Annotated in this window: 10 protein-coding genes; 6 read left to right on the forward strand and 4 right to left on the reverse strand. The window is 64.1% G+C overall.

Features of this window, described 5'->3' with window-relative positions:
* Positions 1–182 precede the first annotated feature (182 nt).
* The 3 genes from C2U70_RS28910 (at position 183) to C2U70_RS28920 (ending at position 1561) form a co-directional block, all read left to right on the forward strand.
* On the forward strand, positions 183–479 hold the full coding sequence (locus C2U70_RS28910) for a DUF1244 domain-containing protein (RefSeq protein ID WP_186294535.1): 297 nt from the start codon (positions 183–185) through the stop codon (positions 477–479).
* 200 nt (positions 480–679) lie between these two features.
* Positions 680–952 carry a DUF2312 domain-containing protein gene (locus C2U70_RS28915; RefSeq protein ID WP_140982040.1) on the forward strand — a complete coding sequence of 91 codons (273 nt, stop codon included), beginning with the start codon at positions 680–682 and terminating at the stop codon, positions 950–952.
* A gap of 186 nt (positions 953–1138) precedes the next feature.
* The gene (locus C2U70_RS28920; protein WP_140982041.1) at positions 1139–1561 is read left to right on the forward strand and encodes a DUF1801 domain-containing protein; all 423 of its coding nucleotides are present in this window, start codon (positions 1139–1141) and stop codon (positions 1559–1561) included.
* Positions 1562–1675: 114 nt separating this feature from the next.
* Here the strand turns inward: C2U70_RS28920 and C2U70_RS28925 are convergent, their stop codons facing one another.
* The 3 genes from C2U70_RS28925 to C2U70_RS28935 all read right to left on the reverse strand — a co-directional run bounded on the left by C2U70_RS28925 (position 1676) and on the right by C2U70_RS28935 (position 7637).
* A complete protein-coding gene (locus tag C2U70_RS28925) occupies positions 1676–3304 on the reverse strand; it encodes a DUF882 domain-containing protein (protein ID WP_140982042.1) in 1629 nt (542 codons plus the stop codon).
* A gap of 282 nt (positions 3305–3586) precedes the next feature.
* A complete protein-coding gene (locus tag C2U70_RS28930) occupies positions 3587–5773 on the reverse strand; it encodes a L,D-transpeptidase family protein (RefSeq protein ID WP_140982043.1) in 2187 nt (728 codons plus the stop codon).
* A 358-nt stretch (positions 5774–6131) separates the two neighbouring features.
* Positions 6132–7637 (reverse strand): sigma-54-dependent transcriptional regulator, encoded by a 1506-nt coding sequence (locus tag C2U70_RS28935; protein ID WP_140982044.1) that lies wholly within the window; start codon positions 7635–7637, stop codon positions 6132–6134.
* A gap of 139 nt (positions 7638–7776) precedes the next feature.
* Here C2U70_RS28935 and C2U70_RS28940 point away from each other — a divergent pair, with 139 nt between their 5' ends.
* Entirely contained in the window at positions 7777–9648 is a 1872-nt protein-coding gene (locus C2U70_RS28940) for a M3 family oligoendopeptidase (protein ID WP_140982045.1), read from the forward strand.
* Between the two features lie 6 nt (positions 9649–9654).
* On the opposite strand, the gene C2U70_RS28945 is transcribed toward C2U70_RS28940, so the two are convergent.
* Positions 9655–10437 (reverse strand): sterol desaturase family protein, encoded by a 783-nt coding sequence (locus C2U70_RS28945; RefSeq protein WP_140982046.1) that lies wholly within the window; start codon positions 10435–10437, stop codon positions 9655–9657.
* A gap of 185 nt (positions 10438–10622) precedes the next feature.
* Between C2U70_RS28945 and C2U70_RS28950 the strand changes: the two genes are divergently transcribed.
* The gene (locus tag C2U70_RS28950; RefSeq protein ID WP_186294536.1) at positions 10623–11240 is read left to right on the forward strand and encodes a TetR/AcrR family transcriptional regulator; all 618 of its coding nucleotides are present in this window, start codon (positions 10623–10625) and stop codon (positions 11238–11240) included.
* 69 nt (positions 11241–11309) lie between these two features.
* The coding region (locus C2U70_RS28955) for a cell division protein (protein ID WP_140982048.1) at positions 11310–14010 on the forward strand (2701 nt) is incomplete at its 3' end.

Below are 14010 nucleotides of genomic sequence, written 5' to 3' on the forward strand. Positions count from 1 at the left end.
GGGCGATGATGGGAGATTCGGCGATCATTGTCGGGCAGAGGTATATCAGAACATTGACGATGTCGCGTAGCCGCGGGAACTGCCTGTTTGCGCTGCGATATGGCAAAATCTGTGACAAGACCCACCTAATCCCTTAGGGGTTTAGGCCCGGATAACGAGATCACCGGTCAAGGATGTCAGCCATGGACGACAAAACCAGAACAGAGCTCGAAGCCGCCGCCTTCCGGCGCCTGGTCGAGCATTTGAAGACGCGGACCGACGTCCAGAACATCGACCTGATGAATCTCGCTGGCTTCTGCCGCAACTGCCTGTCCAACTGGCTCAAGGACGCCGCCGACGCCAAGGGCGTCGCATTGAGCAAGGACGAGAGCCGCGAGGCCGTCTACGGCATGCCCTACGAGACCTGGAAGCAGAAGCACCAGGGCACGGCCACGTCCGAGCAGCTCGAGGCCATGAAGAAGGTCCACCCCGGACATTAACGGGGTCGTCTCCTGAGCTGAGTCGTCCGCCGCACAAGCAGTTTTCCGATCCCGCCGCAGGAAGATGTGGGCGCGCTGTGGACGAGCGCGATGCTGCCTTGACGTAAGGGCTGCCAAACCTGAGGGTCAATCCAACACGCGCGGCGCGAGGACGCTGGCGTTACCCCTCAATATCGACAGTTGCCTCAGGAGTACGAGAGATGGCCATGGCCACCGCCGTGAACGAAGAAGCGCCCGCAACGAAATTTGCCAAGGATCAGCTCAAATCCATCATCGAGCGCATCGAACGGCTGGAAGAAGAGAAGAAGGCGATCTCCGACGACATCAAGGATGTCTACGCCGAGAGCAAGGGCAACGGCTTCGACGTCAAGGCGCTGCGCACCATCGTGCGCCTGCGCAAGCAGGATCCCAACGAGCGCGCCGAGGCCGAGACCATTCTCGAGACCTACATGCAGGCGCTGGGGATGCTTTGAGGCATCGCGCCTCTCGCACCACTGCCGTAGCCCGGATGAAGCGGTAGCGAAATCCGGGATTCTCGACGCCCTCAATAGTCTGTCCCGGATTGCGCTGCGCTCCGTCCGGGCTACGAACTATGCTGCCATCCCGTGACACTGGCCCCGCGTATCGTGGCGCGGAGCTCTTGGCTTGGGAGAGACGCCATGACAGCGCCGCCGCTACCTCGCGAAGTGAACCGTGCCTTCGACGCCTATCCGGCACCGATCCGCCGGCGGCTCCTTGAAGTGCGCAATCTCATCTTCGCGACGGCCAAGGCGCATGATGCGGTTGGCAATCTGACGGAAACTTTGAAATGGGGCGAGCCCGCCTACCTCACCGAGGACACGGGCAGCGGCAGCACGATCAGGCTCGGCCGCGTGAAGGGGGCCGACGCGCACGCGGCGGTGCTGTTCAATTGCAAGACCACGCTGATCGAGACCTTTCGCGAGCGCTTTGCCGACGAGTTCGAGTACCGGGATAACCGGGCGCTGCTGCTCAAGGTGTCAGGCGCTTTGCCGAAACGGCCGCTGGCGATCTGCCTGTCGCTCGCGCTGACATATCATCTCGATCGGCGATCGAAGCGATAGCAAGCGCGTAGCCCGGATGGAGCGTAGCGCAATCCGGGGGGCGTCACGCGCTGATCCAACCCCGGATTTCGCTTGCGCTTCATCCGGGTTACGAAAACCACGTTTTGGAAGAATTCAGCGCAGCGAGGCAGTGCGGACGACGAAGGACTTCGTCTCGAGCTTGGCGGTCGCGGTGCCCGAGAAACTGTCGCAGGACATGCCCTGCATCGGATCATCGGTGAAGCCCATCGCGATCACGGCCTGCGGCTTGATGAAATAGGCGCGCATCGCGTTCATGTCGACGTCACCCATCAGCGTCACCGACATCGCGCGGCTGGCGCTCGGGGCCAGCATCACGATCTTGAGCCACATGCTCTCGCCCTTGGCGGCGGAGAGCCGGGCCGAGGTCGCGATCATGCCCTGACCACCCTTGGCGACGACGGTGTTGATCTCCGTGGCCGGCGCGAGGCCGCGGGTGGCGGTGGCCGGACGAGGCGCGCGCGGGATCGGCGCAGAGGCGGCAACGACGTTGGCGCGATCGACCGGCGAGGCGGCCGCCGGCGCGTAGGCGAGGGCTTGGTAGGCGGCGGAGGAGACGCTCGAGGTCGACTGCGGGTCGGCGGCGCCGACGGCCTGGCGCGCCTTGAGAGCTGCGACCTGGGCCGGCGTGGCCTGCTGCGGTGCTGCCGGCGTATCCCAGAAGCCGCGGGCATTGATGATGTCGGCGGGTGTCTGCGGTTTGGCCTCAGCCGTCTTCTCGGCAACCGGTGTGGGCTTGGCCTTGGGCGGCGCAACGATCTGCGCGTCGGCGGAAGCGAGCTGCAGCGAAGCGGCGATCTGCGGCTTTGCGCGCGGCACCGGCACAGGATCGGCGGTCTTTTCAGCTTGCTTGGCTGCGGCAACCACGGTTGGTGCGGCCGGCTTGGCGCTCGGGGCCGCTGCTGCGCCCTCGTCGTCCTCGTCATTGGAGGCGGGCGCGGCCGACTTGCCCTTGAACAGCGCGGCCAGGAAGTTCGGTGCCTTGACGCTGCCGGCGTCTTCGCCATTGCCGCGGCGCTCGAGGTCGGCCCGGGCGAGCTCATAGCCCTTCATCGGACCGCTGGTGGACTGATGCACGGTCCGTCCGTCCGGGAACACCTTGGCGAGCTGGTCATAGGTCATGCGCGGCCAGTGCCTCACGCTGCCGGTGTCCAGATGAACGAAGGGCGAGCCGGAAGTTGGATAGAAGCCGACGCCGCCGCGCTGCAGGCGCAGGCCGGCGGCACGAATGTCGGATAGCGCCACGCCGGGAATGAAGAAGTCCATCGCATGCCCCAGCATATGCTGGCTGTGACGCGCCACGCCCGAGGAGCGGCGGCGGAGCATCGCGTTGGTGGCGGGGGAACGGTAGGAGGAGATGATCTGGATCGGCGCCTTGCCGTCGACGTCGCGATAGACTTCCCAGAGGATGTCGAAGAGGTGACGGTCCATGACCGTCTCGTCCTGGTTGCGCCAGTCGCGCAGGAAATGGTTGAGCTGCTTGAGCGCGGCTTCGTCGTAGCGGCCGTCGCGCTTGAAGGTGACGGTGAGGTCTTCGCCGGAATGGGTGTGGTGGAAGGCGAGCGTGCGGGTCTCGTTCAGCGCCGCCGCGTCATGGACCGATCCTGCGCCCGCAAGCAACAGCAGCGAGGTCAGGCCGATCCTGGAACCGGCCCTGACTCCCGCATGGGACAACGACAACGCAGCGAATTGGCGTGCGAAACCAGTCAGCACGAATGAGCCCACCCAGTCGACCGAGCGTTCAAAATGGACTCTCCCGCCAACCCCGCTAGCGCGCGAAAGAGGATGAACGCTTTCTTAAAGCGAGATGGTTAAAACTTGATTTAACCGTCCCGCCCCCAAGTTCTTCCCAAGTCAGAATACAGACCTAACCGGCCGAGTGTGGCGAAAAAAGGCCGATTGCTCCGGCTCTGGTGGAGAATGGTTAACGTTAAGCGATCCCGTCGGGAGACGGGATCGCTGATTTCATTGAGGAATTTCGGTCCTGTCGCCGTAAGCCTGAGGGGCTTAGCGGGTGAAGACGCGCTGCGGCGGCCGGCGGCCAACCGGGGCAGGCGGCGGGGTCGGCGGTCCGAACAGCCGCTCGAAGAAGGACGGGCCGGAGGAGCCGCCATTGTTGGCGAAGGCCACGCCTGAGGGCAGCGTCGTCGCCGGGCGCGCGTAGCTCGGCTGGGAGCGGGCGACCATATTCTCCAGGTCCTTGCCGCGGCCGTTCTTCATCAAGGAGATCATCGCGGCGTCACGGCCGTAGATGTCCTTGCGGAATTGCAGCTTGCCGGCGTCGTCAACGAAGGCGGTTTGATAGGTGATGTTGACCGGGATCGGGGTCGGGAATTTCAGGTCGACCTCGCTGGTGCCGTACATGCTGCGCACGCGCTCGGGCGTGTACTTCTCGTTCGGCAGTGCGATGTTGAGCAGCACCGAGGCGTACTGATCCGGATATTGCACGCGCATGCAGCCATGGCTGAAGGCGCGCTCGTCCTTGGCGAACAGGTGCTTGTCCGGGGTGTCGTGCTGATAGACCAGGAACTTGTTCGGGAAGTTGAAGCGGATGCGGCCGAGCGCGTTGGCTTCACCCGGCGGCTGCGAGATGTGCACCGAGCCGTCGCGGTTCTGCTCGAGCCGCAGGCCCATGCGCTGGAGCACGGTCGGATCCTGCTGCAGCGCCGGCAGATATTCGTTGTAGACGATCGACGGCGGCACGTTCCAGGTCGGATTGACCGTGATGTACTTCATCGTCTCGGTCAGCATCGGCGTGGCGTGGTTGCCCGGCTTGCCGGTGACCACGCGCGTGGTCCAGACCTGCTGGCCGCGCTGCATCACCTTCAGCGTGAAGTCGGGAATGTTGAGGATGACATAGGCATCGCCCAGCGTCGGCGTGCCCAGGTCGCGCGGCAGCCAGCGCCAGCGCTCCATGTTCACGAGCACGGTGTCGATCTGCTTGTCTCGCTTCGGGCTGTTCAGCGCCTTCACCGTCGCGGAGTCGAGGATGCCGGTCACCTTAATCTCGGCGCCGTCCTGGAATTTGCGCACGGCTTCCGCAACCGTTGCGTCGTAGCGGGTGTCGGTCGGGTTCTCGGCAATGCCGAGCTTGGTGCGAAGCTGCGGCACGCGCGGATCTTCAACGACGACTTCCGGCTGCTTCTTGCCCTTGGCAGGCGTGTATTTCAGCGCCGGGCCGTCGGCGATCTCGATCACCGGGCCGTCGCCCTGGCCGCGGAGCTGCGCGAGCTTTGCCTTCAGCTCCTTGTAGAGCTTATGCGGCGGGTTGTAGTCCTCGAGCGCGGCTGAGGCGTCCTTCGCGGTCGAGACCTTTGCAAGCACGTCGTTCGGATCGGTCGGGTGCTCGGGATAGAGGATGTCGCCGGAGACCTGCGAATAGTGCATGCGGCCGCTCTGCGCCTGGCGCGCATAGTCGAGCATGCTGGCGGTGAGCTTGAGTTCGGCCTCGGCGAGCGCATCGGGCGAGGTGGCGGCGGCGAAATCCGGCACCGGATAGTCGGCCGGGTTGAGGCCCTCGGCGGAGGCATCCTTCAGCCGCGCGATCACGCCCTTGGCCGAGGCGGTGAGGGCGCCGGCTTGCGTCCACACCGGCGCGAATTCGCGGGCAGTGTAAAACTTCTCGACAGCGGCACGCTCATTCTTGCGGTCGAAATAGCGCGAGGTCTTTGCACCCAGCGCATCCTTGATCTTGTCGGCGACCGGCTGATCCGCGGCCGGAACGTTGCTTGCGGCCTTCACGGGCTCGGCGGCCGGCTGCTCCTTCGCGACATCCTTCGGCGGCTCGGCCGGAGTTGCGGCAGCGGCAGCAGGTGCGGCCGGGGTCGCGGGTGCCGCGGCCGTGTCGGCCTTCGGCGCTTCGGTCTTGGGCGGTTCGGCAGCGGGCGTAGTGGCGACGTCGGCGGGCTTGCTCTCGACCTTCGCCGGGGCGGGCGCTGCGGCTTCGGCCTTTGGCGCGTCCTTGGCAGGCTCCTGCACAGTCGCGGTGGTGTCGAGCTTGATGTCGGCTGCGGTCGGTGGCGGAACGTTGGCGGGTTCGGGGCGCGGGATCGCGGCTTCGATCGCGAGTTCGGCGGCACTGCTGCGCACCTGGTCCTGCGCCAGCGCAGAGGTCGCCGACACCGTGAGGAAGGTCGCCGCGACCGTCATCAGGACGCGGTCAAAGCCTGCACGGTGATTCAAAACATCTCGCATTGTGTCACACCCCTCGGGTGAACTGTCCCTCGTGGAACAGCTTCGTTATCGTCTAAATGAGCTTCGGCTAACCGCGCCGGCCTCTCGAAAGTTGCACGCCTGCACGCAACGATTCTGACGCAGACGATATACAGGCCCCGTTTTTGCAGCCAGCGGCAGGCGGGACAACTCACGACAAACTGACTTCAGGAGAGCCGTTTTGCAACGGATTGTGCGCTTTTGCCACGCGCTTTTCCCTCTGTCTGTCACTTCCAAGACACGGTTCAAATCCCCCGTAATGCAAAGGACTTGTGCCCGATTTAGGCCATAAACAGAACGCGGCCAGAACGTGTCGACGAGGGCCGGTTCAGTGCGTCGCTTAATGCGTCTCCTCGCCGCTTTTGCCGCCATGACCGGGAACCCCGGCTTCGTCCAGTTTGCGGTAGAGCGTCGAGCGGCCGATTTTGAGGCGGCGCGCGACTTCCGACATCTGTCCGCGATAATGCGAGATCGCGAAGCGGATGATTTCGTTCTCCATCTCCTCCAGAGGCCGTACATCTCCGGTGCTGGTCAGCATGGACAGCGAGCCCGCGGCGGGCAGCGGGGCAATGGGTATTTCACTACCCGATACCATCGCAGGCACCGTCAGTGCGGCCATCGGCTCGAGGATCAGCGGCGCGGTCGGGATGTCCGTCGCCTCATGCGGATGTGCGGAGAGCAGCGGAAAGTCGGAGAGCGCGAGCTGGTCGCCTTCGCTCATAACCACCGCGCGGTACACCGCATTTTCGAGCTGGCGGATGTTGCCGGGCCAGTCGAGCTGCGCCAGATGCGCCATGGCCTCACCGCTGACGCTGCCGATCGCGCGGCTCTCCTCCGCGGCAAACCGCGCCAGGAAGTGTCGTAGCAGATGTGGAATGTCCTCGCGCCGCGCCCGCAGCGGCGGGATGGTCAGCGGCAGCACATGGAGACGGTAGAACAAATCTTCGCGGAAGTGCCCCTGCTTCACCCGCTCCAGCAATTTGCGATTGGTCGCCGAGACGATGCGGACGTCGACCTTGACCGGCTTGCGTCCGCCGACGGCTTCGACGGCGCCTTCCTGAAGCGCGCGCAGCAATTTCACCTGCGCGGTCAGCGGCAGCTCGCTGACCTCGTCCAGGAACAGCGTGCCGCCATGTGCTTCGACGAACTTGCCTGCGTGACGTTCGGTCGCGCCGGTGAAGGCACCCTTCTCATGACCGAACAGGATCGATTCCACGAGGTTGTCGGGGATCGCTCCGCAATTGACCGCGACGAACGGCTTTGACTTGCGCTCGCCGCTGCCGTGGATGGCGCGCGCGAACATTTCCTTGCCGACACCGGACTCCCCCTCGATCAGCACGGGGATCGACGAGTTCGCCGCCTTCTGCGCCGAGCGCATCAGCGGCGCCATCGCGTCGGCGCGGGTGATGATGTCGGCGAAGGTCAGCCGCCCCTCGCGGCTGTGACGGATGCGCTGCAATTCGCCCTTGAGCGCGGAGGTGTTGAGTGCATTGCGCAACGAAACCTGAAGGCGCTCCATACCGACCGGCTTGACCACGAAATCCGCGGCGCCGGCGCGCATCGCCGAGATCACATTGTCGATGCCGCCATGCGCGGTCTGCACGATCACGGGAATGTTGAGACCCGCTTCGCGGATTTTCGCCAGCACGCCCATGCCGTCGAGGCCGGGCATCACGAGATCCAGCACCACGGCGTCGATCGCGGGAGCGTCAGGCGCGGTGAGGGCGGCGAGCGCGGCATCGCCGGAATCGACGACGATGGTCTCATAGCCGCATTTTTGCACCATGTTCTCGACGAGCCGGCGCTGTACAGCGTCGTCGTCCGCGATCAAAATACTGGCAGCCATGGTGATCCCCGCACGCTACAACTATCTGTCTCGAATCGGGGCACTCTCGCCCATGCCGATTAACGCACTCTTAAACCTTGCCGACCCGTCACATTGCGATCCCCGCCATTGCGATCGTTGAACACAGGTTTCTCGCAGCATGTCTCCGCGCACCAATTCCACTCTCCGCAAGCCCAACACCAAAAAGGCCATCGCCAAGGCCAAGCCCAAATCGTCGGCTAAGCCCGCGAGCAAGACCGGAAAGCTTCCGGAATGGAATCTCGCCGACCTTTATTCCTCCATCGACGCGCCGGAAGTGACGCGCGACCTGGAAAAGATGGCGGCTGATTGCGTCGCGTTTGAGACCGACTACAAGGGCAAGCTCGCGGCAGGCGCTGCAAATGAAAATGGCGGAAAATGGCTCGCCGAGGCGGTGCGACGCTATGAGGCGATCGACGATCTCGCCGGCCGGCTCGGCTCCTATGCCGGCCTCGTCCACGCCGGCGACAGCGTCAATCCCAAGATCTCGAAGTTTTACGGCGACGTGTCGGAACGGCTGACGGAAGCCTCTACCCATCTGTTGTTCTTCGCGCTCGAGCTCAACCGCATCGATGACGAACTTCTTGAACGCGCGATGCAGACGGCGGAGCTCGCACATTATCGTCCGTGGATCGAGGATTTGCGCAAGGAAAAGCCCTATCAGCTCGAGGACAAGCTCGAACAGCTCTTCCTGGAAAAGTCGCAGACCGGCTATTCCGCCTTCAACCGGCTGTTCGACCAGACCATCTCGAGCCTGCGCTTCAAGGTGGGCGCCAAGGAGCTCGCGATCGAGCCGACGCTCAATTTCCTGCAGGATCGCGACGGCGCGAAGCGCAAGGCGGCCGCCGAAGCGTTGGCAAAAACCTTCAAGGCCAATGAGCGCACCTTTGCGCTGATCACCAACACCCTCGCCAAGGACAAGGACATCTCCGACCGCTGGCGCGGCTTCAAGGACGTTGCGGATTCCCGGCATCTGAACAACCGCGTCGAGCGCGAGGTCGTGGATGCGCTGGTCGCCTCCGTGCGCGCGGCCTATCCAAAACTGTCGCATCGTTACTACGCGCTGAAGGCAAAGTGGTTTGGCAAGAAGCGGTTGACCTATTGGGACCGCAACGCGCCGCTGCCGTTTGCGGCGACCGACACCATCGCCTGGCCGGAGGCGAGGAACATGGTGCTGACGGCCTATCGCGGCTTCTCGCCCAAGATGGCTGACATCGCCGAGCGCTTCTTCACCGATCGCTGGATCGACGCGCCGGTGCGGCCCGGCAAGGCGCCGGGCGCGTTCTCGCATCCGACCACGCCGTCAGCGCACCCTTACGTGCTCATGAACTACCAGGGCAAGCCGCGCGACGTGATGACGCTCGCGCATGAGCTCGGCCATGGCGTGCATCAGGTGCTGGCGGCGAAGAACGGCGCACTGATGGCGCCGACGCCGCTGACCTTGGCGGAAACCGCCAGCGTGTTCGGCGAGATGCTGACCTTCAAGCGGCTGCTGGCCCAGACCAAGAATGCGAAACAGCGCCAGGCGCTGCTCGCGGGCAAGGTCGAGGACATGATCAACACCGTGGTGCGGCAGATCGCTTTCTATTCCTTCGAGCGCGCCGTCCACACCGAGCGCAAGAACGGCGAGCTCACCGCCGAGCGCATCGGTCAGATCTGGTTGTCGGTGCAAGGCGAGAGCCTCGGCCCCGCGATCGAGATCAAGGCGGGCTATGAGAGCTACTGGATGTACATCCCGCACTTCATCCATTCGCCGTTCTACGTCTACGCCTATGCGTTCGGCGATTGTCTCGTGAATTCGCTCTATGCCGTCTACGAGCATGCCGCCGAGGGCTTTGCCGAGCGCTATCTCGACATGCTCGCCGCCGGCGGCACCAAGCATTATTCCGAGCTGCTGCGTCCGTTCGGCCTCGATGCCAAGGATCCCAAATTCTGGGACGGCGGCCTGTCCGTCATCGCCGGGATGATCGACGAGCTCGAGGCGATGGGCTGAAGTCGGTCAGCTCGTCTGGCTTGCGCCGCGGCCGAGGCTGTTCGGCCCGGCGGCAGGTTCGTTGACGTCGGCGAAAGCGAGCATCGCACCAAGGCGATCCGTGGCCGGCTTGTCGAAGCCGACGGCGCCTTCGAACGTCGCGGGATTGCGGAAAGTGCCGAGCAGCATGTCCCAGATCGGCAGGTCGCCGTAATTGTAAGCGTGCACGTCGCGCTGATGATGCACGCAATGCGCCTCCGGCCGCTGGATGACATAGCCGAGCCATTGCGGCGTGCGCACGTTCATGTGCTGGAAGTAGCCGTAGAAGGCGGCGATGTAGCCGGTCGCAGCTGCCGCCACCGGATCGAGCCCGAGCACCAGGGTCGTCAGCACGGTCGCGATCGAGAAGAACGCGATCGTCTCGAAGGGATGAAAAAGGGCTGCTCCCGACATGTCCATGCGCTGCGGGCTGTGATGGATCTGGTGGAACAGGCGCCACATCACCGGAAAGGTGTGCGCGCTGCGGTGCCAGACATAGTTCACCAGTGACAGCACGAAGTAGCCCAGCGCCGCGCCCCAGATAACGCCGAGCCCGGTGAGGTCGATCAGCCGGTGGTGCTCCAGCCAGGGCTCGGGAATGACGAGCGGGGTGAGCGTTGCGATCAGGCCTTGCACTGTCAGGAAGAGAAAGCCCTTCAGCCGCCACCAGGGGATGGGGGGAAACTGCCGCGCCGGGGCGAGGCTCTCGATTCCAAGCATCACCAGATAGGTCACGGGCACCAACAGGCCGAACAGATCGATTGCCGACATTGCTTTGCTCAAACCTTACAGCGTAAGCCTGATTTCACAATACAGCCTTCCAGTGTAAGGTTGCAAGCGGAATCGGAATCGAGCGCATGGCAACAAAAGCAAGCCCCAAAAAAACCAGCCCGAAAGTCAGCCCCGCGGCTCCCCGCAAGCGGAGCGCTGCGGGCGAGCGGGGACGAGGGCTGTCCTTGTCGCGGGAGCGGATCGCCGCGGCCGCCATGGCGCTGGTCGATCGCGAGGGGCTGGCTGCCCTGTCGACGCGCCGGCTCGGTGAGGAACTCGGCTGCGAGGCGATGAGCATCTATCACCACTACCCGAACAAGGCGCATCTGATGGATGCGCTGATCGATCTGATGCTGGGGCAGGCGCAGGTCGCGATGGAACCGCAATGGGACTGGCGCGAGCGGTTGCGCCGCGCGGCGCACGGCTTTCGCGCCATGGCGCTCAGGCATCCCGCGTTCTTTCCGTTCTTTGCGGTGCACCGGCTCAATACGCGCGCCGGCGTCGCCTATATCGACGGGATCATCGGCATCTTGCGCGAGGCCGGATTCAGCGATCGCGAGGCTGCGACATATTTTCGCGAGATCGGCTACTACCTCACGGGCGCCGCGCTCGACGAGACGGCAGGCTACGCCAAGGGGCCGTCGTCGGCGGAACCGGTGTCAAACGAGACGATTGCCGTCCATTTCAAGCATCTCGCGGCAGCCGCGCCCTATTTTCAGCCGGCGCATTTCCAGGCGACCTTTGAGACCGGCCTCGAGATCCTGATCGCCGGCATTGAACATTCGCGTCAGGGGCAAGACTAACCCTGTAGATACTTGTTGTTGTTTTTCAACTATTGATTGCCGATCGTATTTGCCCGTTTGGAGGCTTGCATGGCCGACCAGGGACAGGTCGCGCGACCAGGTGCTGCGCGGAACGCGGCAGCCTTCGACGAGGAAACCCCCTGGTGCGAAAAGCACCAGCAGATCGTTCGCGAGGAGATCGCGGCGATCAACACCCGCCGTGAGGCAACCCGGCAACTCAGCCCGCATGATGTCGGCGCCTGCCAGATGCTCGATGTCGTTGGGCTCGCACTGTCGGGCGGCGGCATCCGCTCGTCCGCGATCTGTCTCGGCGTGCTGCAGGCGCTGAACCATCACGGCCTGATCGGACGGATCGATTATCTTTCGACCGTGTCAGGCGGCGGTTACATCGGCACCTCGTTCAGCGCGACCATGACGGTGGCACGGCGTTTCGTGTTCGGTGAGCGGCCAGCCGGCGGTACCGTGGCGGCCAGCGAGATCAGCGATACGCCGTCGGTCGGACATATCAGGAATTATTCCAACTACCTGATCCCGGCCGGCATCCGCGACGTCCTGACCGGGATTGCGATCGTGGTGCGCGGCCTGATCGCCAATATCGGGCTGACCTTCCCGGTCGTGCTGCTGCTCGCCGCCGTGACCATCTGGTCGACGCCGCTGCGGAGCTGCCTGACGGTCGCCAACATTTTCGGCGTCGGTCTCAGGGACCGCAAGGTCTGCGAGCTGCACGATTTCAGCGTCGTCGACAGCTACGGCTTCACCGCCGTCGGCGGCGCCATTTCCCTGCTGCTGCTTGCCATCAGCGGGCTCCTGTATTGGACATCCCGCTCGGACAGGGGAATCGGTCCGAGCATCATGTTCACTTACCTGGCCGGCATCGCGCTGGTGCTCGGCGTCGCCTGCGACTTCGCGCGCTTCCTCAGCGTCGAGAATTTCGCGCTGACGCTCGCAACTGCGATCATCGGCGTGCTGCTGTTCTTTGCCTGGGCGGTCGTGCGCTCGTTTGCGAGCCCGGAGAACCGTCAGGAGTTCCGCTCGCACGGGCCGACGGCGGGGGCAACCTTCCTGGTATTGCTCGCGGTGACCGCGTTCTTCGAGTTTCAGCCCTTCATGCTGGTCCAGATGTTCGATGTGGAAGAGGGCACGGCCCTGGGCGGACCGGCGGGAGCGGTCGCGGTCAATTGGGTCAAGTCGCTTGCGGCGATTGCCGCGCCGATCGGTGCCTTCGTCGCCGCCTTCAGGCAGCAGTTCATCGAGCTCCTGAAGGGCAACAGCGTGTCCTCGCAATGGGGCTCGCTGGTGCTTGCGATCGTGGCCAAGGTCGCGCTGTGGATCGCAGGCCTGGCGCTGCCGCTGATCATCTGGGTCGCCTATCTCTATTTGTCCTATTGGGGCATTGCCAACGATCTCGCGCGCGACTGCCGGCCGCCCCTGAGTCCGGCGGAGTGCACGACGGATGCGAAGGCGGATGCGCCTGCGCAGGGAAGCATGGCGGGCAAGATCGCGTTCGATACCGGCGCCGGCACTTTCTCGGCCGAGATCACACCGAAGAGTCCGGCGGCCGCCGCAAAGACCGAGTTTGTGACGCCGCAGTCCCATGCTCCTGCCTGGCTCGATTACCTGGCACAGCGGTCCGGCGAGGTCATCGAAGCATGCATCCCGGCGCTGTTTCACGGACCGGCACTGAGACTTGGCTATACGTTCAGCCTGCCGATGGCGCTGCTCTATGCGGTCGTCGGTCTGCTGCTGTTCCTCGTCTCGTTGTTGCTGACGCCCAACGCCAATTCGCTGCATCGTCTGTACCGCGATCGTCTGAGCAAGGCGTTCCTGTTCGATCCTTCCCGATCCGCCGACGGCAACATCGCCCGCGTCGAGGCGAGCCTCGACCAGGGGCGCGATTTCAAGCCGCTCGACCGGATGAAGCTGAGCGAGCTCTATGCGGTCGGCGAGGACGACGTTGCGACGGACGATCAGCCCGTCCGGCCGCGGCTGCGCGCGCCCTATCATCTCATCAATACGGCGCTGAACATCCAGGGCTCCGACTTCGCCAACCGGCGCGGCCGCAATGCGGACTTCTTCGTGTTCTCGCCGCTCTTTGTCGGCAGCGAAGCGACGCGCTACGCCAAAACGCCGGCGGTCGAAAGCCTGGAGCAGAGCCTCGACCTCGCGACCGCGATGGCGATCTCGGGAGCGGCGGCATCGTCGAACATGGGATCGAACTCGATCAGGGCGCTGACGCCGACGCTGGCGCTGTTGAACGTGCGGCTCGGCTATTGGCTGAAGAACCCGCGTTATGTCGACGACAATGCCCGGCCGCAGCGCAAGTCCACGCCGCTGTTCCTGTGGTCGGAGATCTCGGGCCGTCTCTACGAGAACAGCGACGGCGTCTATCTCACCGATGGCGGCCACATCGAAAATCTCGGCATCTACGAGCTGCTGCGCCGCCGCTGCAAGGTGATCATCGCGGTCGATGCCGAGGCCGACGCGTCGATGAATTTCTCCTCGCTGATGACGCTGCAGCGTTATGCCCGCATCGATCTCGGTGTCCGGATCGATCTGCCCTGGACGCCGGTTGCCGATCGCACGCGCGTCTTGATGAAGCGCAACGCCGATCAGCCGGCTGTATCGACGGACCACGACGACGAGCCGAAGGATCACGTGCATGTCGCCATCGGCACCATCGACTACGGCAGCGGCGACAGCGGCTACCTCGTCTACATCAAGTCCTCGCTCACCGGCGACGAGAACGACTACATTCGCGATTATGCGCGGC

Source organism: Bradyrhizobium guangdongense, from assembly GCF_006483445.1.
In the GTDB taxonomy this organism is placed as follows: domain Bacteria; phylum Pseudomonadota; class Alphaproteobacteria; order Rhizobiales; family Xanthobacteraceae; genus Bradyrhizobium; species Bradyrhizobium guangdongense_A.